Here is a 24,743-nt window from a genome sequence, read left to right as displayed (position 1 = left end):
CAATGGCTACATTTCATAATAAACTAGTATTAAACAAATACTTGCTTTCCCAGTTTGGTGTATTAGGTTTTGAAGCATTAGCACAAGACTTAAAGAGCTCACATCTAGAAGGATATAACGAAGAAGGCAATACGAAATATTTGAACAGTTTAGTCAATCGCTTGTTTGATAGCGAAAAACTAACGCGAGAAATGCTGCAAGAGTACGATGAAAATATTGTACGCTTTACGCATGAGATTTCTAGAAACAGAAACGAAGTAATCAAATGGAAGTATTTTCAATACTTATCTTTGCTTTTCGTTGAGATTTATTTAGATAAATATTTTAGTAATAGGGTAAAACTACTGGCAGAACTCAATCAGTTTGTAGAAAAATACAACGATCCTCTTGATGTAGATTTCACAGTGCTTAACCCAACAAAAATTGTAGTAGAACCATTTACAGATAAAGACTTAAATAAAATTGCATTTTGGAATGCTACTGGTTCCGGTAAAACGTTGTTAATGCACATTAACATTAAGCAATATTTATACTTTGCCAAAAAATACCATTATAAAGACAACAACAAGGTCATTTTAATTACACCAAATGAAGGTTTATCTAATCAACATTTAGAAGAATTTCAATTATCTGAAATTAATGCTGCCATATTTTCAAAATCGTCAGGTTCAATGTTTGCCAACGAGTTAGTTGAAATTATTGAAATAACAAAATTATCAGATACTAGCGGTGATAAAACCATTGCTGTGGATAGTTTTGAAACCAATAACTTAGTACTTATTGACGAAGGTCACAGAGGAACAGGTGGTGAAAAATGGAAAGTGTGGCGTGACACTTTAAGCGAAAATGGTTTTGCTTTTGAGTATTCGGCAACATTTGGTCAAGCGATCAATGCTGCTTCTGGAAAAAACAAAAAAGAATTAGAACAGGAATATGTAAAATCTATCATTTTTGATTATTCATACAAGTATTTTTACGGCGATGGTTATGGTAAAGATTATAAAATACTTAACCTAAAAGAGAGTAATAATCAATCTTTTGTTCGTAAATATTTGACGGCAAACTTGATTTCCTTTTATCAGCAACACCTTATTTTCGATAATAAAGATAATTTAGCCAAAACATTTTTACTAGAAAAACCATTATGGATTTTTGTAGGTGGTAAAGTGAATGCTGTTCGAAAAGAGAACGGTGTAGATACCTCAGATGTATTAGAAATCATCTATTTCCTTACCAGCTTTATCAAAGACTCAGCAACAGCAATAAACGATATTGAGCAAGTCCTATTGAATGATGCAGGACTAATGGATGAAAAAGGAAATTCTATTTTCCATGATTCGTTTACGTATTTAGTAGAAAAGCAATTCTCATCAGAAGACGTTTATAAAGACATCATTAAACGTGTTTTTAATTCGGAAGTTATTGGTGCTAATTTATATTTAGACAACCTTAAAGGGGCAAATGGTGAGTTAGGTCTACGTATTGGAAATGCTGATTATTTTGGCGTAATCAATGTAGGTGATGAAGCTAAGTTACACAGCTTAGCGATGAGTAATAAAGTACTAGGTACTGATAAAGATTTCTCTACCTCACTATTCCATAACATAAACGAAAAAGACTCTAAAATCAATCTACTAATTGGTTCTAAAAAATTCACTGAAGGATGGTCTAGTTGGCGTGTTAGTTCAATGGGTTTAATGAATATTGGTAAAAGTGAAGGATCTCAAATTATTCAATTATTTGGTAGAGGTGTTCGTTTAAAAGGATATGACTTTAGCCTTAAACGTAGTAACGGCCTAGATGAGTACCAAAAACCAACTAATTTAAAAGATTTACGAAAATACCTATCGCCATTAGAAACGCTAAACATTTTCGGTGTCAAAGCCGATTATATGGAAAAATTTAAAGAGTTCTTAGAGCAAGAGGGGCTACCTGCTAATGATTCTAAATGGCATACCGTCAAAATACCGACCATTATCAAAAAAGAGCTTTTAGAAAGTAATCTAAAAATGGTTCAAGTAAAAGAAAAAGAAGATTTTAAGAAAAAGATAAAACTAAACTTAGAACTTGACAAAACAATATACAAAGGCACAAGAATAGAACTTGATTGGTATCCAAAAATTCAAGTATTAAGCAAACAAAGTAATACGATAATCGCTTCTAAAAACGAAGGGTATTTAACTGAGTTTAACTTAGCATTCATAGATTGGAAAAATATATTCCTAGAGATCGAAAAATACAAATTTGATAAAAACTGGTTTAATCTTTCTATTTCTAAGGAAGCTTTAAAAGACATAATATCTTCTAAAGATTGGTACACTTTGTATATTCCAAAATCTGAATTAGATATGAATAGTTTTTCTCAAGTATACACCTGGGAAAATCTAGCCATATCCCTATTGAAAAAATACATCGAGAAATTCTATAATTTCCATAAAAACAAATTCAATTCAGAACATATTGAAACACGTATTTTAAATCAAAATGATGATAATTTTATTTATGAATATGAAGTAAAATTCAATGTTGAAGGTCAGGCGCAGACTATTCAAGAACGCGTGAACCAACTAGTTGAATCTATAAAAACGAATGCTTTTGAGGGTGTAACAACATTAGCGGCTAACTTCATTGCTTTTGATAATGAACAGCACTTATATAAGCCTTTGTTATACTTAGATGCCAAAAGCTACAAAGATAGCTTACAAGTGTCGCCAGTGCCCTTAGATGCCTCAGAAAAAGAGTTCATGGATGACTTAGTTAAGTTTTACAAATTAAACAGAGTTGAATTTGAGGATAAAAAAGTATTTCTATTACGAAATCAAAGTAAGAAAGGAATTGGTTTTTTTGTTGATGCAAATAACTTCTATCCTGATTTTATTCTATGGATTTTAAAGGATGATAAACAATATATTGCATTCGTAGACCCTAAAGGAATAAGAAACTCAAACGGTCTACACGATGCCAAAATTCAATTTCATAAGTTGATCAAACAGCGTATTCAGCCACAAGTGAATCATGAAAATATTGTATTAAGTTCATTCATTATTTCTAATACAAAATATTATGAATTGCCCTGGAAAGAAAATAGAGATATTAGTGAATTTCATCACAACAATGTTTTCTTCCAATATGAGGATAAAGATACTTATGTGGGTAAGGTAATAGCTAAAATGCTGGTTTAAGTTAACATCAATGTAGTAGATAGTCCAACGCAACCTTTGCCTTTTTTGGCAAAGGTTGTAAGTTGAGCGGTCTAATATGATTATATTTCATTCTCAAGTGAAGGCACATCGTGCTTTTTCCAAATAAAACTATAGCGATAAGTTCAGTAATATAATAACTAATTTATTTCAAAATGTCACACAAAGAAAATAATTACTCTAGTAATGAATTGATTATTAAATAATTATTACTATTCACTTATTTCATCAATTCCTAAGTATATTTTTTTTATCCTAAGTTTTATTATAATTTAACAACATTTATTTATAACTTCAATTCCTAAGTGTACGTTTTTCTATACTAAGTCAATTGTATTATTCAGTACATATTAATTCACTACTTCAATTCCTAAGCATACGTTTTTTCTGACCTTAATTAAAAGCATTTTTCACAATTTATTATTTAAATATCAAATCACTTCAATTCCTAAGTGTACGTTTTTTTTACCCCAATTTGCAAGCATTTATCTAAATATTTCCATTACTTCAATTCCTAAGTGTATGTTTACTTACCCCGGATTTTAAGCATTTATCTATTTATCATCATCACTTCAATCCCTAAGTGTACGTTTTTATTTTACCCTAAAATAAACGCATTTTTACATTATATAATTATAACACTAATTCACTTCAATTCCTAAGTGTACGTTTTAATTCACTTTAACCTAAAATAAGTGACTTAGCATCTACGTATATGACATTATTATATTTTCGCTAAAAGAAAGCATATTAAAAAATTTATATATAGAACGTCCAAAACATTGTAGACTGAAAAATAAACTTTTCAGTCAAATTATAATATAAAGGATAGAGGTTCCCGAGCAGTAATTAGCTCGGGTTGGCTTCCTCGCAAAAAGCCACAAAATAAAAAAAGCCTATATATTAATGTATAAAACTATCGATTTCAACCCTAAAAAAGCACTTTTCACTCAACTAAGCAAACTTGATATGGACAACTTTGAATTTTCATCATCTTGCTACATAACAAATAGCGATATAATGAATAACATCGAAATTATGAATATGCCATTAAAAGACAAAACAAAATCAGTCAAAAACATATTGAAGTTCCTTGCATATCTGGATGAGAGAATCAAAACCAATGACCGAACTACAGAAATACCTATACCTCAAAAAGTATTCATAAAGTACTTTAATGTAGACCAATATAATAAATACAAAGAGATACTTATTAAACTTGAGATTTTAGCACAAGTTAAACACAAAGATGGTAAGTGGTATTCAAAAGATCTTAAAATTTGTAAAAATTATCAAGTATTTAATAAGTATTTGAACTGTGAGGATTTTGTATTAGTAGTTTTTGACAATCTTAAGAGTGGACACGAGATAAAAGTTATAAACGAAGTAAATGGTATCCCTAAAAAATTTGTAGATACTATAGCTTCGATAAAAATTAATATTGCAGATGCTTTACAAGCCGAGATTGAAGAATATCATTCCCAACGAATTAATTTACATCAACTTAAAAGGAGAATTTCACGAATATTTGCAAGTAGTAGCGAACGAAAAATCAGCAAAGGAAAAAAAGTAGCTAGGATTTACACCTCTCTCTCGAACATATCAAAAGTTACTCGTAAGCATTTTAATATAAAGTTTTATGAAATGGATATCATAAATTGTCAGCCAACACTGTTGATTGCACATTTGGCAGATCACAAAAAACAAGTCGACATCGATTATAAAAATGACTGTGAAAATGGTACTTTCTACGAGAAATTTATTGATATATTCTTGATTGAAGAGGCACCTATGGTCGACGCAACTTTAGTTGAAATTGCAAGAGTAGAAACTAAAAAAGCAATTTATAAAAATGTTTTTTTTGGATTTAACAGAAAAAATAAAGTCAATCTGAAATTTAAAAAATTGTATCCAGAAGTATGGGAATCTTTAAATGATATAGCCATATCCAAGGTGTCTTTAGCTTGTATATTACAAAATATTGAAGCAGAACTATTTAACTCATTATTACCACAAAAATCTGATTACTATTACACCTTATTTGATGCGATATGTTATAGCAATGACAGGGATACTTTAGAATTAGAGAATAAAATTACAAGCTTCTTCTTAAATAAAAACATTAAAGCTAAAATTAAAAAAAACTGATATTAATAAAAAAAAAACATGAAACAACATGATAAGAGAAAAACAAATCTGCCAAAAAATTTACCAGAATTGCATGGTATGCAAATATCTAAATTTATTGTTAACCAAGCTTTGAATCTATTTCCAGTTTACCACAGCGGAAAACTTTGGTATAAAAAAGAATGCTGTGATGTTTACTTAGCTTTTTACGATAATAAACTTCAATTGAATTATGATGGTGGCTTGTATTTTCATGACGAAATATGGCTTTATCCAAATGGTAATTTTGGACAATTGTAAAATGAATAAAATATTACAGTAAAATTAGGTGGTAAGTTTTACCATATAATAAATTGTACGTTACAATATAAGGATACACATTTTATAAAACTTGTTACCTTATTGTAAGGTCTACACTTTAACAACTTCTTAAACTGCTGCTCGTGAAACACTAGTATCAAAATTAAATTACTCTAAATAATAGCAAACTAAAAGCATCAAATCTAAAAAATTAAACACAATTACTACATCATAAAATCATTTGAAATAAGCAGTAATTTTTTCGACTTATAAGTTGATAGTCTTTTACAAATTAATGTTGGTTGTTTATTTTACTTTGGTAAATGGAAAAGAAAGTTGAAAAAATTGAGCTAGAATTAGTAGATCGAATTTACAAACTCTTTATAGCTAAATTCAATGGTAACAAATCAGCTTTTGCTAAAGCGTCGAGTTGTTCTGAGACAACCATTAGAAGAGTATTGAGGTACGAACAAGGCATTACAGTCAATTTGTTGTTAAGAATGGCAACGGCACTTGATACTAATATAAGTCAGTTATTTGAAAATTTAAATATAAAGAGTTAATGTAAGCAATAATATTAAAGAGCTCACAATAAGCGTATTAGTTGCTCGCAAATATCTATTTGATAAAGGAAATTCTATTCCTTTTAATTTCCAGAAAAAAAATAACACATGACTTCACTGCAACTAAACAAGGTCGACAAAATTTTAAAAGAATACGGCATAAACTTCAATAAAAGTGATTTAATTGATATTGCACAAAACCAAGATACATCAATAATACCAGCAATAAAAATTTTGAGCATGATAGGTCTAAAAGAAGATTTAGGACATCAAATACTTATTGATAAATTAAATCAATTTTATAAATATTGGTTATCAACATTTTTAAAGAATGAAATATATCTAGATATTTATGATTCAGAAGGTTGCATAAATTTGAAAGAGATGTATGAATTTATATCAGATATATTTGATGGTCTCAAATAAAAATAAAATCATAACTAATTTATCCAAAAACATGAAAGATGCTATTGAATATCAACGACATAGAATTAATTGACAGAATAATTGCAGATCCTAATCATATTTCTATCTTATATGAGCGACATCATAAAGATTTCTCGCAGCAATTAAGCAGCAAGTTTAGAGACATAAATCTTCATGCAATACAAGATATTGTTACAGAATCAATATTAGATTTACTTGAAAAAATCCCATATCTGCAATTTGAAGTAGGAAAAGATAATAAAAGTTTAGAAAATTACTTATTTGTGATGTGCAGAAATAAGTTATATAATGAAAGCAAAAAAGCAACTGAAATTCAATACGAAGAAAACAATAAATCTATTAGTTACTTATATCATAAACACGAAGAAGATACTAATAATAATCTACAATTTGAAAAATGGAAACAATCCCTTGAAGTTTTAAAACAAAGAGGTGGGAAGTGCTATTCACTTATTGTTTTATCAACTTCAAAAATTTATAAATATAAAATTTCTGATCTCACGAGACTTTTTAACTATGCCAATGATGCAACAACTAGAACTCGAAAATTCAATTGCTTACAAAGTCTAAAATCAATATTAACAGAACTTTAACCTTTATAAATGAAAATAGAACAACAAATTGTTAAAGATCAAATATTATTTGAATTGGGAGAAGAACATAGCTTGGATAATAATTTATTCAATGAAAAATTCTGGACCGATTTCACGAATGCTATTCTTCTATTTGAAAGTGATTCAAGAAAAGTTTATAAAATGGTCTTAACACTGCACATTGACGCTAGAATTATTGAAAAAATCATATCTATCATACCAGAAATCTTCGGTATTTTAATATTGGAACTTGCTCAAGAATATGTCGAAGGGCATGCTTCTGAGACTACAATAATGCTTGTAAACTCTAAAGAGACATTATTAAAAAAAGAAATAGATATGTTCTCTAACTTAAATAAAGCTACTAATATGATTGAAAGACAAAGAATAAAAACTGAATTACCAACAATGTTTGATAAGCTACAAAAAAAGTATTTGGATAATCAAATCTAATATCTTTTAATATTAACATAACAATTAGACTTAATAATAAAAGGGTATAGCATCAATAGAGCTATACCCTTTTATTGTTTATAAATACACCTATGTAATTAATCTTCAACATTTTGATCTTACCATTAATATCAATTTATTACTACCAGAGTATTGAAAATACCGATATTCTAAGTTCTTGAGCATTAGAATTACAGTTATATCATTCAGCTACTAGAAAGTAGATTGATCTATATCCGTAATATCTATATGTTAAAGATTTAAGATTTAGAGTGACTATCCGCTTATTTAGTACTTACTAAGTATAAAGGTTAGTATAAAAAACATCCTAATGTTAAAATTTTTAATTTTTAGTTGACTATCGGGTTTTTCAGCTATTAATAAATACAATACTTGATATAAACTATAAGTAAATGTTAAATTTTAAAGCCTTAGAGTTACTTTTAAATCATTTAGCTATTGGTAAATATAGCGCAAGTTTAGATGAGTAAAAAAAATGACTTGAAAATTAATTTTTAAATCAATTAGTGCATAGGGAAATATCAATTAATAAATATAAAAAAAATGAAAAATATGAATGAAGAATTTATTGGTCAAGTAGAAAAAGTTTACCCCGAGGAAGGACATGGTTTTATATCGTCATTGTGTCTACAAGAAAATATCTATTTCGAATTAAAAGGTATTTTAAAAAACTTAAATGAAACTGACAGTGTTGCTTTTATAATAGAGCGACATAATAAGAATATGAAAGCAAATCTAGTAAGGAAAGTATATACTAATGATAGTGGAATTAAATTTGTGTCTAGAGTTGACAACACCCACAATCATGTTGATTTAGACAAATTTATGCCCTTGATAGGTAATTTTATCAAGGATTACAATGAAGATTTCATTGAAAAGGAATTTACTTTTGATTTTGTGATTGGAACAACAGAATGTATCCAAACAGACATCTCAGATGAAATTATGCAATGAGAAAGAACCGCAGGGGATATAGCCGGTTTATCCTCAAAAAAGAACCAACTGAAACTAAATCTCTTTTCATAGTTTTAAAAAAATCGAGAATAGGTTACGTAATTATAACTATTTTTTGTGGTAAAAAGGCAGCTCGAGAACCATTTGATAATTTAGCAACAGATGAAGATTTAAATTTTTGGCAAACTCATGCTTTGCTATTCAATGAAGATATTATAATTAAAGATACTATAACTACTATTTGTCCCTGGAACTAAAATAAATATTATTTGAAAACCAAAATCATAAATCATAACGTACCCATTGCCGAATTTACGTAAAATATTTAATTTACGTTATAACATATTTAAAATAAACAGCTGTTGGCAAATACATTAGAAATAAAAAAATGCTTATTTGAACAAAAATTAAAATACTGATATACAAGGATTGGATATGTTGTTGACTTGATCTTTTAATCATAACATAGCTCTTTTGTAACTTTTTCGATAATTAATTTTCAATAAAAATAAACTTTTGATGATTAAAATTATATAATAACTGTAGGAGTAATTAAGCTATCTATGATAAAACATAAACAAAATGAAAAGAACAATTAAAATGCAAGTTGAAGAAAGTGTAACTGAAGAGGTTAAAATTTTACAATTAGGTGGAATAGATTATTTACGATTCAAAGATTTAAAGTTTTCCTCGGATGAATTTCTATTCGTAGGCGTTAGTGGAAGTAGTCTATTAGGTTGGGAACATTACGAAGTAAGAGTAGCATGGAATTACTTAAAAAGCAATTTTGACTACGGTTTTTTTGATGTTCCTGGTAACCATAAAAATGCCAAATTTTTCTACATAAAAGAAAATCTACAATCGAACTAGTTATAAAATTATAACAATATTGGTTTTATAAAAAAGTTTAAGCGCTAAAAAGTGTTTTCAGGCGCATTAGACTCAATTGGTTCAACTATATTATAAAAATTTATATACTAAAGATTTTAAATTCGAGATTCTACGAAACAGATGATCAAGATCGCGTAGCATTCTACAAGTATTATCGCATTTCAACCCCTATAAACAATCCACCCCCTTAATAACTGACTTATGTAACATTATATATAGTATATAAAAATAAGTACTATGTAATGATTACTACACTAGAAAGTCGGGAAGAAGAATGGAAACAAATACCTGGTTATGAAGACTATCAAATATCTTCTTACGGCAGATTACAAAATAAGCACGGGCGATACCTGAAAGGATCACTCAAAAAAGATCATGGTAATGAGACGAAAACAAGAGTGATTTATTCTATGACACATAGAGGAAAAAAATACAGAATATACGCAAGTCGATTAGTAGCGGCAGCTTTCCGCGACTTTGATTTGCTGGACAAAAACTTTGTAATTGATCATATTGACAACGATAGTATGAATGATAATGTAGAAAATCTGCAAATAATAACTGTTAGAGAAAATAACACCAAAGATTCAATAAATAAGTGCGGTTACGTTGGTGTAACCAAAAGAGGAAGTCGATACATCAGTTACATTACAACTAATAGAATACAGAAAAATTTAGGTACTTTTAGAACAGCACTTGATGCTCATCAAGCATATAAAGAAGCTTTGGAAAACATCATAATAACACATGACGAATATTGTTCGTCGTGGCATAAAGGGAAGTTTAAAACAAATTAAACTAAGATTAAAAAAAGTTTCACTTCTAATAGAAGTGAAACTTTTTTTAATTCATTAATTATTGATATACAGTTAGTTACGCTTAACTACTATTTTAAAAGAAGTAAAAAGTTTCACTTTTATTAAATAAAGTATGTTTTTGAAACAAAAATCAATATCTTTATGACCTAAATTTATTTACCATGAGCATTAAAGATTCTTCTACTACCAGCGACTATTTGAATTTTGACGTTACATTGAATAAAGCAATGAAGATTATTAAATCTGATAAAAATTACAAAATTGGTTTTTTAATAGTTTTTGGTATTAATGTCGGATTGCGGATATCTGACATCCTAACATTAAAATATGAGGATTTAGAAAATGAATCTATTTCATTAATTGAATCCAAAACCAACAAAAGACGTGTGATTCGTTTAAACGACAATATCAAAAAAGCTTATCGCTTATTAAAAGAAAGAAGTCAAGAGAATAATGGGTACGTCTTTACATCTAATCAAAAGACAATCTACAGCTCACAATACATAAATCGCAAATTAAAAGAAATTTTTGGATCTAAATCACTCGCAATATCTACCCACAGTTTAAGGAAGACATTCGGCCGTCAAGTCTGGTCTAATAACGGTGAAAGCGATAAAGCACTATTATACCTTAGTGAATTATTTAATCATTCATCACCAAGTATCACTAAGAGATATTTGGGAATAAGGCAAGAAGAGCTTGATGATATCTATATGAATTTATAATATAGTTTAACTTAATTCCATGTTTTTATTAACATTCCATGTATAATTTTTTAAATCAGGAATAACCGCAAACATTAAGTTAATTAAAAAAATTGATTAACCTCATAGCATACTATATTTTGGAGTAAAATAACAATGTATCATATAATATGTAATATCTAATAGTTGACACTAAAGAATGAATAAAAAATACTTTATTATCTACAAATATCAAAAAAGTACTCTTTCACAATTATCAAAGTATTTAGATGAGAAATTAAAAAATTAAAATTACCAACTTTATTGTGAAGTAATCCTACCAACTATAGCATGCTAAAAATGATAAAAGCTTATCTTAATCGTTATTTTCTTACTCAATTGTATTATATTTGAAAGAAATATACCTGTTTTGTTTTAGTAAAATTTCAGAAAAGCGTCAACAAACGAATAAACTAATGGTTAAAGATGGCACGCAAGAAATAATAGATATTAGAAATAAAATCAAGGCCGATACAATACTTTTTTTTGACATGGATGGTACACTCATTGAAACAAACTTTGCCAATTTCCTTGCCTACCAGCATGCGATTATATCCGTAACAAATTTAGATACTAAATTAAGTTACGATAAAGATCAGCGTTTCAACAGAAGCCTACTAAGAACCTCTATTCCTAACTTGACTGAAACTGAATACGAAAGTATAATAAAGCGAAAAGACAAATACTACTTCGCTATTATGAATGAAACAAAACTCAATACGGCAATTGTAGATATACTGATAAAATACTCAAGAACAAACAAATCAATTTTGGTTACAAAATGTCGATGTGACAGAGCAATGGCAACGTTAAAGCATTTTGGACTCGCAAAATACTTTACTAGTATCTTTTGTAGAGAATTAAGCGATGGTAATCGAAAAATTAATAAATATGAGAACGCCATTTATAAATTAAAAATTCCACCCAAGTCAGTCATAGCGTTTGAAAATGAACAGAATGAAATTGAAGATGCTAAAATTGCAGGCATTCAAGAAATTATAAAAATCAAATACCTTTAAAGTCACTATGGAACAACCTACCATTAGTATCGTTTCTATCATTATTATCATCATTATAATTTTAATTATAAAAACGTATCGCAAGGACTGTATAGAAAAACCTCTACCAAAAGAACAAGAAAATCCAAAGCAGATACGAAATGAAGATAGCGAAGCATTAACCAAAGTAGTAACAGCTAAGAAAATAACTTCTGAGACAACTGTATTAGAAATACAAATTAAACTACAGCAGGAACAACAAAAAGAGATTCAATTAAAAAATAAAATAAAATTACAAGAATCTCAAAGACAAAAGGAGCTTCAAGAAAATATCATACTTGAGCCCGTAATAAAGTACAAAGCGCAGTTTCAAAATAAATTCATAATTAACAAGAATAGCTTTTTAAATAAAGATATTACAGGTTACTATCATTCAGAATATTTAGGTGGACAGAATTGGCAAGTACAAGGTACTCTAGAAAATATGATTTGGACTTTAAAAAATGATCGTAGTCCTTTCCCAAACCGGATACCTACTGCTCTTGAACAATTAAAAAAAATTTTAAAAGAGGATTTACCTAAAATTTTATCCTCAACAGATTTCGATCGCCTAACAGTTTGCGTAGTGCCGCGAGCAAAAACAGATTCAAATTATAGACAAGATCAATTATATTTTCGTCAAATTATTAAAATAGTAATCGGTGGTATACATGGATTGGAGAATGGAACAGATTTTGTTTCAAGAAAAATAAACACAAAAACAACTCATTTAAGAGGTGATCAAGGCGGTGACGGCAGAATGCCATATATTGGGATAACTAAGGAAACTTGTTTGATTTCAACTGCAGTACAAGGTAAAGATATTTTGCTAATAGACGATATTTATACTAAAAGCATTAATATAGATGAAGATGCAATACAAGCATTGTTAGATCATGGTGCTAAATCCGTTTTGTTCTATAGCATTGGCAAAACTGTCAGTAGGTTTTAATAAATTTTAAAAATATTTTTAAACAATGAAATATACAGAAAATTCACTAAACATTTTAACAACCAAATCATACAAAGGAATTGGTAATGCTTGGATAATAAAAAATCTTAAAGGTAACGAAAGCGTTGAAATGATAGTTTCTTTACTTAATAGAACTATTAAAGGAGAAAAAACTACTGCAGATGAATTTGAAAATTTAAAGCAGAATTTTGAAAGAAAAATTTTAGAAAAATTTAACGATGAAATCTGTGATGGATTTGTGGCAATTGGTGACAAACATTTCCCGCTACATCGTGGCAATGTTAAAGAAAGCGCAAGACCTATTTTTCTCTACTATAAAGGTAATATAGATTTACTAAGTATACATAATCCAAACATTACAGTAATTGGTCTGTTGAATCCCAAAGGAGATATTGAAGAAAGAGAAAGGAGAATTGTAGATGAATTCGTAAAAAATGGCATTACGATAGTTAGCGGTTTAGCTTTTGGTTGCGACAGCATATCACATCAACAAGCACTAGATTCGAAAGGTAAAACTGTTGCCGTATTACCAGGCCCATTAAACAACATAATGCCATCGAAAAACAAAGCCTTAGCATTGAGAATCGTCGAAGAAGATGGTTTACTTGTTACGGAATATGGAACTGATTTTAAAAGCACGATGGAACTAAGCAGTCGATATAGAGAAAGAGACCGCTTACAAGCATTATTTTGTGACACAATTGTTTTAGCTGCAAGCTATTCTCAAAATTCAGCTGAACGTTGGCAAATGTTTGGACAAAAACTTGACAGTGGGGCACGTTTAGCAATGGGATACGCAAAAGATTATGGTATTGCGAGAGTTGTGCTATATGATGAAGAAGTTGACGAAAATAACCCGATGTTTGATTTAAACCGAGATTTGATTAATGAACAAAAAAATATCACAATAATATCAAGTAATAATGTTATTGAGACAACCTCAAGAATATTAGCAGAAGTGTCGATTTTAAAAAGCAATACTAATTTAAATCAGGGGAATTTATTTGATTGATAATAATTAAAATTGTGTGTATCATAATATTTTCTTTTTTTAAAATATGTTCAGTCTAAGATGAATATATTATAAGTTAATATTCATGGTGGGAATTGGATGTTAAAGAAGATCAAATGTTCTGATTCATATTTAACAATTTATGAAGATCTTGTAAATGAAAAGAAACTATCATTTAGCGAAGTATTGCTTAATCTTTTCTATTACTATGCCATTAAAAGCCAATCTATAACTTCACTTAACCATTAACACGAATATAATCAACTGGTTTACTAAATGCTTTCGGCATAGAAGAATAAATAGTGGTAGTCTAAGGGCATTAATTTTTTGACATCATTCCCATAAGTTTTATTATTGAGCCCATAAAAATTGGAGTGACGAGAAACACATCGAAAAGCGTGACAAAACAACTAATCCCAAAATTAACAAAAAATCAAATATCTGTTTAACAGTGTTTTACAAAATAAAAACAGTAAACATCTGGGATTCATAACCCTGAGGTCACGAGTTCAAATCTCGTTCTCGCTACATAATTCAAACCCTTAAACAACAATTGTTTAAGGGTTTTTTATTGCATAAAAGTTTCTTAAAAACTTAGACTCTTAACTAAATTTTCTCAGTAAGCTAATGGCATTGTAAACATGAGAAGAGGCGTTAAAATACAAAATCACTTTTTTGATGAATAACCTTTCAGATAAATAACACATTATTAACGCAGGAAATGATGGTGGTGCTTTTGGAACACTTACTTTTATAGATGCTGCTTCCAGATTTCATGGAGTGCATCTTAAAGCCGATTTTTAAACAATAATAAATCACAGTAAAACTATATTATCTTGATTAATATAGTTTTTAATTTATACCATTATGATAAAAAAACATTTATTAACAGTACTTTTAGCATTATCTATTAGCCTTTCTAATGCACAAATAGTAACTAAAGAAAGTACAATTAATACGATTGAAACTGCCATTAATGCAGCCGAACAAAAACTCGAAAATTTGAAACCCGATAACGAAGCTAGAATAATCTGGGCAAAGGATTTTAAGGAAAAACAATCTCCTATTGCATTTGTGTACCTTCATGGTTTTGGCGCCAGCAATAGAGAAGGCCAACCCATCATGTCGATGTTATCTAAAACATATAATGCTAACGTTTACTTGTCTCGATTAAAAGAACACGGATTGAATAGAGAGGATAACTTTAAGAATCTTACTCCTGAAAATTATATCGCTTCCGCAAAAGAGGCACTGGAAATAGGGAAAATAATAGGGAAACAAGTGATTTTAGTAAGTACTTCTACAGGCGGAACCCTGAGTTTAAAATTAGCTGCCGAAGATCCATCTATTGCTGGTCTAATTATGTACTCACCTTTTATCGATTTAAAAAATCCTGCCTTTGCTTCTATTCTTACTCCTGAAGGTAAAGCCGGCTTTATAAAAATGAATGGTGGCGAAATTATGAAACAAAACAGACCCAAAAAGGAACAAAAATACTGGTCTACCTCTTACCACATTGATGGGTACGAAGCGTTAATAAAAATGCTAAAAAGTACCATGACCGCACAAACTTTTGAAAAAGTCACAGTTCCTGTATTTGTTGGTTACTACTATAAAAGCGAAAAAGAGCAAGACGAAGTTGTCTCTGTTCCTGCAATTCTAAAAATGTATGAAAGCCTAGGAACAGCTCCTGATAAAAAGATTAAAGTAGCTTTTCCAGAAGCAGGAAATCACGTTATTGCTTGTGATCTGAGATCTAATGACTTGAAAAATGTTTTCGATAAAACCACATCGTTCATAGATGGTGTCATTCTAAAAAAAGAACGAAAATTTGGTTTTGAACTTCAAGGCCATCGCGGAGCAAGAGGACTAGCACCCGAAAACACACTTCCTGCATTTAAAAAAGCGTTAGATTTAGGTGTAAACACTTTAGAATTAGATGTTGTAATTAGTGAAGACAATCAAGTCGTAGTCTCTCATGAACCGTGGTTGAATTACGAAATTACATTAGATGCTAAAGGAAAAAACATAACTAAAGAAGATGCGCTAGCTTTTAATATCTACAAGAACAAATATAAAACCATAAAAAAATACGATGTAGGCGCTATTGGAAATCCTAAGTTTCCAGAACAAGAAAAGTTAAAAACATACAAACCTTTACTAGCTGAAGTCATAAAATATGCAGAGACTAGAAATCCAGCTATTTTTTATAATATTGAAATTAAAAGCACACCTGAAGAAGAAGCTAATGGATTTCAACCAAGCGTAAAGGATTTTTCGGATCTTTTAATTTCAGAATTAAAAAAAAGCAACTTACCCCTAAACCGAATTACGATTCAAAGCTTTGATCCCAGAGTATTAGAATACCTTCATAAAACGTATCCTGATTACCAACTTTCCTTTTTAACTTTCGAAAATGATTTTGAAACGAATATGAAAGCGCTAACTTTTATACCCGAAATTTACAGTCCCTACTATGTGCTTCTAAATGACATTGAGGTAGAAAATATTCATCAAAAAAACATGAAAGTGATTCCGTGGACTGTTAATAATAAAGAAGATATGGTTCGTTTACTAACAATGAATGTAGACGGCATTATCACTGATTATCCTAATATCGGTATTCCGTTAAGGAAATAATTTCATATTAATACCTAACTGTATTTTATCCTGAAAAAGCAGTTATACTTTAATTGTAGAATAAATAGAACCTTACACCCCTTTGCATATTATATTCGAAAACTAATTGATAACGGTATTTAAAAAAAATTAAAAACTGCATTAATAGCATAACTATAGCTAGTTGAAAGTTTATATTTTAAAATTAGTACAGATTAAAACATTTTTCACTAATTTTGCTGTTATAAATTATAACAAATTAGTTATGTCCCTATTTTCAGATAATATTCGAGCGTTACGTATTAATCATAAAATCTCGCAAGAGAAAGTTGCTCAAAGCTTTATGATTACTCGCGGACGTTATGTAAAATATGAAGATGGAACTTCGGAGCCACCTTATAGCATCTTAAAAAAGATAGCTCAGTTTTACCAAATTACTATTGACTTATTATTATCAGTAGACATTCGAGAAATTGACGTCAATGACTTATTAAAACTTGGGAATAATCGTTTAGTTCTACCTATTCAAGTTGATGAGATGGGTGAAAACCGAATTGAAGTTGTTACTCAAACAGTAAAAGCGGGGTATTTAAGCGGCTATGCTGACCCGGAATACATTGAGCAATTACAGCAAATTTCGTTACCCTTTTTAGGTGTTGGAAAATACCGTGGCTTTCCCGTTGAGGGAGACTCAATGCCTCCCCATCAAGATGGTGACATAATTGTAGGCAGGTATGTTGAGCATTTAGGCGAAGTTTTAGATGGCAAAACGTATATTCTAATCACTCGAAATGAAGGCATGGTATATAAACGCCTTAATAAAAATAAAAAAAATGCTCTGGTGGTCGCATCCGATAATTATTTCTATCCTGCATATGAAGTAAAAGCTTCAGATATTCTCGAAATTTGGGAATACCAGTGCAGCATTGCTAAAAGTGACAAAAAAACCGAAGCTCTAGAGAATGATGCAATAAAAAACATGTTTGTAGAATTAAAAAGAGACATTAAAGAAGTAAAAAACAGTATTGGTTTAACCAATTAAATTACTTTTTAATTTCACACTCTCTTTACATCAAAACACCCCAATTAACACACTGAATTTTTACCCTATTACACCATTAATGAAAAAGCAAGAATACGCTATCGTTGATATTGAAACCACTGGAGGCAATGCTAGTCATAGCCGAATTACTGAAATTGCAATAGTCATTCACGATGGTGAAAAAGTAATTGATCGCTGGGAAACATTAATAAACCCTGAAAAAGACATACCGCCAGCTATTTTTGCCTTAACCGGAATCACTAATGAAATGGTTAGCGATGCTCCAGTATTTGAGATGGTATCAGACAAAGTTTTTGAACTGCTATCTGATCGTGTCTTTGTTGCGCACAACGTTAATTTTGATTACTCTTTTGTACGCCATGAACTAGAAAGAGCAGGACTTAAATGGACAGCACAAAAATTATGCACTGTAAGAGCGTCTAGAAAAATTAAACCCGGAATACCTTCCTATAGCTTAGGAAGACTTTGTAAATCTCTCGATATCGATTTAGAAAACCGCCACAGAGCAGGTGGTGATGCCGATGCAACTGCCATTCTTTTTTCTCGATTATTAGAATGGGATACTAACAAGGAGATGGACAAAATGATTAAGAAGACTTCACAAGAGCAACGCTTACCTCCTAACCTACCAAGAGAAGATTTTGATCAATTACCTGAAAAACCTGGTGTCTATTATTTTTATGATGAACATAATAAAGTAATTTATGTAGGGAAAGCGATTAATTTAAAGAAAAGAGTAGCATCCCATTTTAGCGGACATAAAATTACTCCGCAAAGACAAAATTTTCTAAAGGATATATGTGCCATTACTTTTGAAATCTGTGGAACCGAAATGATGGCGTTACTATTGGAATGTATCGAAATAAAAAAACTGTGGCCAATTTACAATAAAGCGTTAAAACGCTTTGAGCCAAAATATGGCTTATTTGAATATGAGGCAAGAAATGGATACAGGTATTTAGCCATTGGTAAAATAGCCAAAAACCAGAGCTGCATAGAGACATTTGATACGATATACAACGGAATAAATTCACTTAGAGAATTAGCACAGCAGTTTAAAATTGATCATCGTTTTTGTAAATATGGAAGCATGCCTGATGGGGTTTTCCCTTTACAAAGTGATCAAGAAGAACTCCCTAATATTGAGGAACACAACGACCAAGTACAGGCAGCAATAGCTTTCTATTTAGAAAAAAGACCTACTTTTGCTATCGTAGATAAAGGAAGAACTAATGAAGAACGCAGTTATATCTGGGTTGAAAAAGGACATTTTTATGGCATGGGATATATAGAGAATGATATCGCAATTAATGATTTATCAGAAATTAAAGATCACATGATTGCATATCCTACAAATCAGTACATCATGCAATTGATTTTTTCTTTCATTCAAAAATACCCTCAGAAGGTTCGTTTTGAAAAACAAGAAGAGCACGAATTTTAATTTTAAAATACTACATCTGTAAAGTTATTGTCCTCAAATCGTTTCGATTTTTTTTATATATTTGGACGTTAATACAAATTAAAAAACCATGAAAAAAATAACTATCCTAGCTGCCTTTGTTTTATTTGCTATTAGTACAAATGCTCAAGAAAAAAAGACTGCTGCTAAAAAAGAAGTAACTAAAGAAAAGACATGTTGTATAAAAACTGCTGACGCAAAAACAATGACTGTTGCTGAAATTGCTAAATGCAAGGAAAAATGCAAAGCTGAAGGTAAAAAATGTGTGGCTACAACAGCCACCAAAGAAGATAAGAAATGCTGTATAAAGAAAGCATCATAAATATAAAATCCTCCCTAGGGAGGATTTTTTTATACAATAAATACAGGTAGGTAGTTATTTAAGACGCACACTCCACTCAAAATCCATTTCTGATACTTGAATTCCGTCCTCATTTATTCCTATAGATTTCATCCAGAAAGTTTGGCCTTCGCCAGTAGCGATAGTTGCATTGATAGCATTTTCTATAATAAGACCGTCTTTGCAAATAAAATTGATACGTCCTGTTGCTTTTTTTGTAAAGTTCCCTTTGTTGTTAGCAACTAACATTGATATTTTTCTGCCGCTTTTATGTATTTGATACATTACTAAGGCACCTGTTGTTAACTCGGCTGCCATTGCTTGAACCGCAAAATACATTGATTTAAATGGATTTTGATTGATCCAACGGTGTTTAACTGATACAACGCATTTTTTTTCGTCGATATCTTTTACTCGTACTCCTGCAATATAAGCAGAGGGTAACTTAAAGAGTAAGAATTTATTAAGTTTTGAAGCTGTAAGATTCATTATGACTGGTTTTTTTGCTAATCTACAAAAAAATACTATGCACACATAATATTTTTTTATGTTAAAAAAATGTTAACATATGGTACTATGCGATACAAGATACTGTTTTTTAACCATATATTTGCATAAGAAATTACTAGGTAACCGAAAAGGCAGGAAGAAACTGGAGTTTCAATCATCAATCAAAAAAAATAATTAGCAATCAAAATCACATTAAAATGAAAACAGTAACCGAAAAAAACACAGCAACATTTATTCACTTGAGCATGTTAACGCAATATTTTATTCCGTTTGGGAATTATATCTTTCCCATTTTAATATGGTCTACAAAAAAAGACTCTTCGGAGTTTGTAGATTACAACGGGAAGCAAGCTTTAAATTTTCAACTGAGTTTATTAATGTATTGTTTAATTTTAATCTCGATTGCGGTTCCTTGTTTCTTATTTACAATTTTTAATAATATTCCGTTTGAAACTATAATTACCCAAGACCATTTCTCTAGTAATCATTTTGATTTTGGCAGTAACATCGGGTTAATCACCGCTGGATTTATAGCACTGTTCTTAGCTGCAACAATAAAAGTAGCAGAGTTCTTTTTAATTGTTTATGCAGCTATCAAAACATCAAATGGAGAATTATTTAAATACCCTGCAACAATCAACTTTATAAAATAGTCGCCTAGCCCTGATAGAAGCGACATCCTTTTATATCTTGAACAAGTTTCAAGATTTTGAAAACTAGTTCAAGATATAAAAGATATAGCGGATAGCAGGATTAGCTTCTAAAAAATTCATTACAATCATCAAAAATCAATCAAAGAATGAACAGTTTAATCCACAAACAAAAATGAAATTATGAACATTGAAAACACAAAAGCCCAGATGCGCAAAGGTGTTCTTGAGTTTTGCATCTTATCTGTATTGAAAGAAAAAGACGCATACACATCAGAAATATTAGACACTTTAAAGAACGCAAAATTACTAGTTGTTGAGGGAACTATTTACCCTTTACTAACGAGATTAAAAAACGACGGTTTACTCAGTTATCGCTGGGAAGAATCAACATCAGGACCACCAAGAAAATACTATGGCCTGACTGAAATAGGACAAACTTTTTTAAACGAATTAAATGGTACTTGGACAGAACTGTCTGATGCTGTAAACCTAATAACCAACCAAAAATAATAGCCATGAACAAAACAGTAAATATAAATTTAGGAGGAATGTTTTTTCATATTGATGAAGATGCATACCAAAAACTAACCCGTTATTTTGACGCTATAAAGCGTTCTTTATCCAACTCATCAGGACATGAAGAGATTATCAAAGATATTGAAATGCGCGTATCAGAATTATTGACTGAAAAACAACGCAGTGAAAAACATGTTGTAGGCTTAAAAGATGTAGATGAAGTGATTGCCGTAATGGGACAACCTGAGGATTACATTATTGAAGATGATAATGCTACACAGCAAAATTTTAATCAAAACAATTACAACACTACCGGAAAATCAAGAAAATTATACCGCGATAAAGACAAAGGAATGATAGGTGGTGTTGCTGCTGGTCTTGGACATTATTTTGGGATTGAAGCCGTATGGATTAGAGTCCTTCTGATATTATTAGTTTGGGGTGCTGGAACTGGAGTTTTGGCTTACATTATTCTTTGGGTAGTGATGCCTGAAGCGGTAACTACATCAGAAAAGCTTGAAATGACTGGAGAACCAGTAAATATTTCGAATATTGAAAAAAAAGTTCGAGAGGAATTTGAAAATGTTTCAGATAAAATAAAAAATGCTGATTACGATAAATATGGTAACCAAATTAAAAGTGGCGCTACAAGATTAGGAAGTACTTTTGGTGACTTTATCATGAATGTTTTTAAAGTTTTTGCTAAGTTTCTTGGAATTATTTTAATTCTTTCTGGCCTATCTTTAATTATTACTTTTTTAGTTGGCGCATTAACATTAGGTTCAGTTCATTTTAACAACTTTCCTTTTCATCAATTCATTGAATCTGGAAACTTTACTGATTATCCTATTTGGGTTTTTGGATTATTAGTTTTCATTGCTGTTGCTATTCCGAGTTTTTTCTTGACGCTTTTAGGATTCAAATTAGTATCTCCAAGTTTAAAATCTATAGGGAATATCGCTAAATCTACATTACTAGCGCTTTGGATTATTGCAATTGCAATATTGATTTCGATAGGAGTTAAACAAGCATCAGCTTTTTCAAATGATGGTAGAATTGTAAAAAAACAAAATATTGCATTACAAGCCACAGATACTTTACAAATTAAATTTGTGCACAATGATTATTTTGCCAAAAATGTAAATGATAGCAATGACTTTAAAATTACTCAAGACTCACTTAACAACGACATAATTTACTCCAACCAAGTGCGTTTTAGAATTGAAAGCACTGATGATAAAACAGCATACATTCAAATTGAAAAAGAAGCTAAAGGATCCTCGTTATCAGAAGCTAAAAGAAGAGCAGAGCAAATTAAATACCATTATAAAATTGTAAACAATCAATTAATTTTAGATAATTATTTAATTACTGATATCAAAAACAAATATAGAGATCAAGAAGTTGAAATCACGTTATTTCTACCACAAGGAACATTATTTCAAGTAGACTCAAGCGTTCGAAACTACGATAGATCTAATGACGACTTCTTTAACTTACACCACAGTTCAGACAAGTACTTGTACAAAGTATTTGAATCTAAAGTAAAATGTCTAGATTGTCCTGCAGATGAACAGGATGATTATGATACAGATGATAATTACGATAACGAAAATATAAACATACATATAGAGGACAAAGAAAATAACTCGATTACTATCAATAAAGATGGTTTATCTATTACTAATGACAGCATTAAAGGTTCAAGTAAAGATATACATGAGTTAAGAATAAACAAAGATGGAATCATAATCAAAACCAAATAATCATGCTAAAAATTATCACAATCATCACTAAATTTATCTTAATTACCCTAACCGCACTACTTTTTGCCTCATGTAATTATTCGACTAATTTAAAATCAATCACAGGAAGCGGAAACGTAACCACAGAAAGAAGAACAATTGATCAAGACTTTACTAGTGTTGATGTTAGCAATGCCATTGATGTTGTTATTGAACAGTCAGACAAAATTGAAGTTACTGTTGAGGCAGATGATAATTTACAAAAAAACATTATTACAAAAGTTGAAAACGGCGTTTTAATTATTAGCAGTGATTACAATTCTTTTATTGATGTTGACTCTAAAAAAGTAATTGTAAAAATGCCTATCATTGACGAAATTCAAGCCTCAAGCTCCTCTACCGTTAGTAATGTTAATATTCTAAAAAGCAATGCTATTGACATCACTAGTTCAAGTGCTGCAGATATTAACTTAAAAGTTGAAGCTGATAAAATCAAGTGCAAAACCTCAAGCGGAAGTAGTATTTACCTAAACGGTTTGGCTTTATTTCTTGAAACAACATCTTCTAGCGGTGGGTCTATTGAAACTAAAGATTTACATGCAAATGAAGTTAGCGCAAAAGCATCCAGTGGAGGATCTATAGAAGTAAATCCTATTGTAAGCTTAAAAGCAAAAGCATCAAGTGGTGGATCAATCACCTATGTTAAGACTCCAAAATCTATAGAGAGAAAAACTAGTTCTGGCGGTAGCATTGACATCGACTAAAATAAATGACTATATTAATGAAGAAATCATCCATCAATCGTGGATGATTTTTTTTATATTTGTCAAAATCATAATTTAAAATGAAAATGAAAAAATTAACTACGATACTATTACTAACTTTATTTACTACGGTGGCTCTAGCACAAAAAAAAGAAAAAATAAAGGGGTCCAGAAAAGTAACTACTGAGTTAAAAGACATTTCAAGCTTTAGCTCATTGTTAATAGAAGATAACCTTGAAGTACATCTTGAGAAAGGAGAAATAGCAGGCATTAAAATCGAAGCTGATGATAACTTACATGACATTATTGTTATTGATGCTAATGCAAAAGGGCTTCATGTTTACACGAATAAAGAAGCAAGCAGGTACCGCAAATTAATGGTAAAAATAACTTACACTAGTGACTTGAAATCCATAATCTCTAAAAATGAAGCTGAAATAAATGCCATTCAAGAAATCATGGTTGACACGCTTGATGTACAATCATTTGACAATTCAAAAATATTCATGAATGCTAATGCAAAATACTTTACGCTAGAAGCAGATGATAAATCAAAAATTGAGTTGAATTTGAAAGCGATGAAAACAAAAATCGTTCTGAGTAAAGACAGCTCTTTAAAATCTTTACTATCATCAACTGATTTAACTTGTGATTTATATCAAAAATCAGATGCTAAAATTGAAGGAGACGCAGCAAACGCAACATTACGATTAGACCACAATGCAAAATTAGTTGCAAATAAGTTAGCGGTAAAAAATATGGTTATAAAAACCGAAAGTTATTCTGAGGCATCAGTAAGTGCAGATACTTCAGTTATAATTGAAGCATCTAACAAGTCAGAAATTGATCTTTACGGAAACGGAAAAATCGATCTTAGGAAATTTACGGATGAAGCTAAATTATTGAAGAAAATAAAATAAACATTGTACTTAAATACAA

The 24,743-nt window shown here is 30.2% G+C and carries 25 protein-coding genes; 24 read left to right on the top strand and 1 reads right to left on the bottom strand.

What is annotated here, in order from left to right; translation table 11 throughout:
* The first annotated feature begins 2 nt into the window (after window positions 1–2).
* The 19 genes from HNP99_RS08035 (at window position 3) to HNP99_RS07945 (ending at window position 19,598) form a co-directional block, all read left to right on the top strand.
* On the top strand, window positions 3–3,182 hold the full coding sequence (locus HNP99_RS08035; RefSeq protein WP_173852857.1) for a DEAD/DEAH box helicase family protein: 3,180 nt from the start codon (window positions 3–5) through the stop codon (window positions 3,180–3,182).
* A gap of 1,038 nt (window positions 3,183–4,220) precedes the next feature.
* A complete protein-coding gene (locus HNP99_RS08030; protein WP_173852856.1) occupies window positions 4,221–5,348 on the top strand; it encodes a hypothetical protein in 1,128 nt (375 codons plus the stop codon).
* An 18-nt stretch (window positions 5,349–5,366) separates the two neighbouring features.
* Window positions 5,367–5,627, top strand: coding sequence for a hypothetical protein (locus HNP99_RS08025; protein ID WP_173852855.1), 261 nt, complete (start codon window positions 5,367–5,369; stop codon window positions 5,625–5,627).
* 323 nt (window positions 5,628–5,950) lie between these two features.
* Entirely contained in the window at window positions 5,951–6,190 is a 240-nt protein-coding gene (locus HNP99_RS08020; RefSeq protein WP_173852854.1) for an XRE family transcriptional regulator, read from the top strand.
* Window positions 6,191–6,298: 108 nt separating this feature from the next.
* On the top strand, window positions 6,299–6,616 hold the full coding sequence (locus HNP99_RS08015; protein WP_173852853.1) for a hypothetical protein: 318 nt from the start codon (window positions 6,299–6,301) through the stop codon (window positions 6,614–6,616).
* Window positions 6,617–6,654: 38 nt separating this feature from the next.
* Complete coding sequence (locus HNP99_RS08010) at window positions 6,655–7,230, top strand: RNA polymerase sigma factor (protein ID WP_173852852.1); 576 nt, start codon at window positions 6,655–6,657, stop codon at window positions 7,228–7,230.
* 9 nt (window positions 7,231–7,239) lie between these two features.
* Window positions 7,240–7,683 (top strand): hypothetical protein, encoded by a 444-nt coding sequence (locus HNP99_RS08005; RefSeq protein ID WP_173852851.1) that lies wholly within the window; start codon window positions 7,240–7,242, stop codon window positions 7,681–7,683.
* A gap of 564 nt (window positions 7,684–8,247) precedes the next feature.
* Window positions 8,248–8,658, top strand: a complete 411-nt coding sequence (locus HNP99_RS08000; RefSeq protein WP_173852850.1) for a hypothetical protein — start codon at window positions 8,248–8,250, stop codon at window positions 8,656–8,658.
* The gene (locus tag HNP99_RS07995; protein ID WP_173852849.1) at window positions 8,655–8,915 is read left to right on the top strand and encodes a hypothetical protein; all 261 of its coding nucleotides are present in this window, start codon (window positions 8,655–8,657) and stop codon (window positions 8,913–8,915) included. The genes HNP99_RS08000 and HNP99_RS07995 overlap by 4 nt, the downstream gene beginning before the upstream one ends.
* 325 nt (window positions 8,916–9,240) lie before the next feature.
* Window positions 9,241–9,528 (top strand): hypothetical protein, encoded by a 288-nt coding sequence (locus HNP99_RS07990; RefSeq protein WP_173852848.1) that lies wholly within the window; start codon window positions 9,241–9,243, stop codon window positions 9,526–9,528.
* Window positions 9,529–9,791: 263 nt separating this feature from the next.
* Window positions 9,792–10,346 (top strand): NUMOD4 domain-containing protein, encoded by a 555-nt coding sequence (locus tag HNP99_RS07985; protein WP_173852847.1) that lies wholly within the window; start codon window positions 9,792–9,794, stop codon window positions 10,344–10,346.
* Between the two features lie 182 nt (window positions 10,347–10,528).
* On the top strand, window positions 10,529–11,092 hold the full coding sequence (locus HNP99_RS07980) for a tyrosine-type recombinase/integrase (protein WP_173852846.1): 564 nt from the start codon (window positions 10,529–10,531) through the stop codon (window positions 11,090–11,092).
* 368 nt (window positions 11,093–11,460) lie between these two features.
* Window positions 11,461–12,129: an HAD hydrolase-like protein gene (locus HNP99_RS07975; RefSeq protein ID WP_173852845.1), complete on the top strand. Its 669-nt coding sequence runs from the start codon at window positions 11,461–11,463 to the stop codon at window positions 12,127–12,129.
* 7 nt (window positions 12,130–12,136) lie between these two features.
* Window positions 12,137–13,099, top strand: coding sequence for a phosphoribosyltransferase (locus tag HNP99_RS17625; RefSeq protein WP_217424402.1), 963 nt, complete (start codon window positions 12,137–12,139; stop codon window positions 13,097–13,099).
* A 25-nt stretch (window positions 13,100–13,124) separates the two neighbouring features.
* Window positions 13,125–14,132: a DNA-processing protein DprA gene (locus tag HNP99_RS07965; RefSeq protein WP_173852844.1), complete on the top strand. Its 1,008-nt coding sequence runs from the start codon at window positions 13,125–13,127 to the stop codon at window positions 14,130–14,132.
* A gap of 867 nt (window positions 14,133–14,999) precedes the next feature.
* Window positions 15,000–16,772, top strand: coding sequence for a glycerophosphodiester phosphodiesterase family protein (locus tag HNP99_RS17695; RefSeq protein ID WP_254596836.1), 1,773 nt, complete (start codon window positions 15,000–15,002; stop codon window positions 16,770–16,772).
* A gap of 244 nt (window positions 16,773–17,016) precedes the next feature.
* Window positions 17,017–17,793: an XRE family transcriptional regulator gene (locus HNP99_RS07955; protein WP_173852843.1), complete on the top strand. Its 777-nt coding sequence runs from the start codon at window positions 17,017–17,019 to the stop codon at window positions 17,791–17,793.
* A 79-nt stretch (window positions 17,794–17,872) separates the two neighbouring features.
* Window positions 17,873–19,258, top strand: a complete 1,386-nt coding sequence (locus HNP99_RS07950; RefSeq protein ID WP_173852842.1) for an exonuclease domain-containing protein — start codon at window positions 17,873–17,875, stop codon at window positions 19,256–19,258.
* Window positions 19,259–19,346: 88 nt separating this feature from the next.
* Complete coding sequence (locus tag HNP99_RS07945; RefSeq protein ID WP_173852841.1) at window positions 19,347–19,598, top strand: hypothetical protein; 252 nt, start codon at window positions 19,347–19,349, stop codon at window positions 19,596–19,598.
* 54 nt (window positions 19,599–19,652) lie between these two features.
* On the opposite strand, the gene HNP99_RS07940 is transcribed toward HNP99_RS07945, so the two are convergent.
* Window positions 19,653–20,105, bottom strand: coding sequence for a DUF4442 domain-containing protein (locus HNP99_RS07940; RefSeq protein ID WP_173852840.1), 453 nt, complete (start codon window positions 20,103–20,105; stop codon window positions 19,653–19,655).
* A 218-nt stretch (window positions 20,106–20,323) separates the two neighbouring features.
* On the opposite strand from HNP99_RS07940, the gene HNP99_RS07935 reads away from it, so the two are divergent.
* From HNP99_RS07935 to HNP99_RS07915, 5 genes are all read left to right on the top strand, one after another.
* Window positions 20,324–20,779: a DUF4870 domain-containing protein gene (locus HNP99_RS07935; protein WP_173852839.1), complete on the top strand. Its 456-nt coding sequence runs from the start codon at window positions 20,324–20,326 to the stop codon at window positions 20,777–20,779.
* Window positions 20,780–20,959: 180 nt separating this feature from the next.
* Window positions 20,960–21,289 (top strand): PadR family transcriptional regulator, encoded by a 330-nt coding sequence (locus HNP99_RS07930; protein WP_007136354.1) that lies wholly within the window; start codon window positions 20,960–20,962, stop codon window positions 21,287–21,289.
* Window positions 21,290–21,294: 5 nt separating this feature from the next.
* Window positions 21,295–23,061: a PspC domain-containing protein gene (locus HNP99_RS07925; RefSeq protein WP_173852838.1), complete on the top strand. Its 1,767-nt coding sequence runs from the start codon at window positions 21,295–21,297 to the stop codon at window positions 23,059–23,061.
* 2 nt (window positions 23,062–23,063) lie between these two features.
* Entirely contained in the window at window positions 23,064–23,804 is a 741-nt protein-coding gene (locus tag HNP99_RS07920; protein ID WP_173852837.1) for a head GIN domain-containing protein, read from the top strand.
* 86 nt (window positions 23,805–23,890) lie between these two features.
* The gene (locus tag HNP99_RS07915) at window positions 23,891–24,724 is read left to right on the top strand and encodes a GIN domain-containing protein (protein ID WP_173852836.1); all 834 of its coding nucleotides are present in this window, start codon (window positions 23,891–23,893) and stop codon (window positions 24,722–24,724) included.
* Window positions 24,725–24,743: the final 19 nt, after the last annotated feature.

It is taken from the genome of Flavobacterium gelidicaeli, from assembly GCF_013294005.1.
Classification (GTDB): Bacteria; Bacteroidota; Bacteroidia; order Flavobacteriales; family Flavobacteriaceae; genus Flavobacterium.
The sequence above is the reverse complement of the archived record's forward strand: the minus strand, read 5'-3'. Positions and strand labels throughout refer to the sequence as shown.

Excerpts from the sequence above, each read along its gene's own strand:
- HNP99_RS08035 (WP_173852857.1), top strand. The coding sequence starts at position 3 with ATGGCTACATTTCATAATAAACTAGTATTAAACAAATACTTGCTTTCC.
- HNP99_RS08030 (WP_173852856.1), top strand. The coding sequence starts at position 4,221 with ATGAATAACATCGAAATTATGAATATGCCATTAAAAGACAAAACAAAA.
- HNP99_RS08025 (WP_173852855.1), top strand. The coding sequence starts at position 5,367 with ATGAAACAACATGATAAGAGAAAAACAAATCTGCCAAAAAATTTACCA.
- HNP99_RS08020 (WP_173852854.1), top strand. The coding sequence starts at position 5,951 with ATGGAAAAGAAAGTTGAAAAAATTGAGCTAGAATTAGTAGATCGAATT.
- HNP99_RS08015 (WP_173852853.1), top strand. The coding sequence starts at position 6,299 with ATGACTTCACTGCAACTAAACAAGGTCGACAAAATTTTAAAAGAATAC.
- HNP99_RS08010 (WP_173852852.1), top strand. The coding sequence starts at position 6,655 with ATGCTATTGAATATCAACGACATAGAATTAATTGACAGAATAATTGCA.
- HNP99_RS08005 (WP_173852851.1), top strand. The coding sequence starts at position 7,240 with ATGAAAATAGAACAACAAATTGTTAAAGATCAAATATTATTTGAATTG.
- HNP99_RS08000 (WP_173852850.1), top strand. The coding sequence starts at position 8,248 with ATGAAAAATATGAATGAAGAATTTATTGGTCAAGTAGAAAAAGTTTAC.
- HNP99_RS07995 (WP_173852849.1), top strand. The coding sequence starts at position 8,655 with ATGAGAAAGAACCGCAGGGGATATAGCCGGTTTATCCTCAAAAAAGAA.
- HNP99_RS07990 (WP_173852848.1), top strand. The coding sequence starts at position 9,241 with ATGAAAAGAACAATTAAAATGCAAGTTGAAGAAAGTGTAACTGAAGAG.
- HNP99_RS07985 (WP_173852847.1), top strand. The coding sequence starts at position 9,792 with ATGATTACTACACTAGAAAGTCGGGAAGAAGAATGGAAACAAATACCT.
- HNP99_RS07980 (WP_173852846.1), top strand. The coding sequence starts at position 10,529 with ATGAGCATTAAAGATTCTTCTACTACCAGCGACTATTTGAATTTTGAC.
- HNP99_RS17625 (WP_217424402.1), top strand. The coding sequence starts at position 12,137 with ATGGAACAACCTACCATTAGTATCGTTTCTATCATTATTATCATCATT.
- HNP99_RS07965 (WP_173852844.1), top strand. The coding sequence starts at position 13,125 with ATGAAATATACAGAAAATTCACTAAACATTTTAACAACCAAATCATAC.
- HNP99_RS17695 (WP_254596836.1), top strand. The coding sequence starts at position 15,000 with ATGATAAAAAAACATTTATTAACAGTACTTTTAGCATTATCTATTAGC.
- HNP99_RS07955 (WP_173852843.1), top strand. The coding sequence starts at position 17,017 with ATGTCCCTATTTTCAGATAATATTCGAGCGTTACGTATTAATCATAAA.
- HNP99_RS07950 (WP_173852842.1), top strand. The coding sequence starts at position 17,873 with ATGAAAAAGCAAGAATACGCTATCGTTGATATTGAAACCACTGGAGGC.
- HNP99_RS07945 (WP_173852841.1), top strand. The coding sequence starts at position 19,347 with ATGAAAAAAATAACTATCCTAGCTGCCTTTGTTTTATTTGCTATTAGT.
- HNP99_RS07940 (WP_173852840.1), bottom strand. The coding sequence starts at position 20,105 with ATGAATCTTACAGCTTCAAAACTTAATAAATTCTTACTCTTTAAGTTA.
- HNP99_RS07935 (WP_173852839.1), top strand. The coding sequence starts at position 20,324 with ATGAAAACAGTAACCGAAAAAAACACAGCAACATTTATTCACTTGAGC.
- HNP99_RS07930 (WP_007136354.1), top strand. The coding sequence starts at position 20,960 with ATGAACATTGAAAACACAAAAGCCCAGATGCGCAAAGGTGTTCTTGAG.
- HNP99_RS07925 (WP_173852838.1), top strand. The coding sequence starts at position 21,295 with ATGAACAAAACAGTAAATATAAATTTAGGAGGAATGTTTTTTCATATT.
- HNP99_RS07920 (WP_173852837.1), top strand. The coding sequence starts at position 23,064 with ATGCTAAAAATTATCACAATCATCACTAAATTTATCTTAATTACCCTA.
- HNP99_RS07915 (WP_173852836.1), top strand. The coding sequence starts at position 23,891 with ATGAAAAAATTAACTACGATACTATTACTAACTTTATTTACTACGGTG.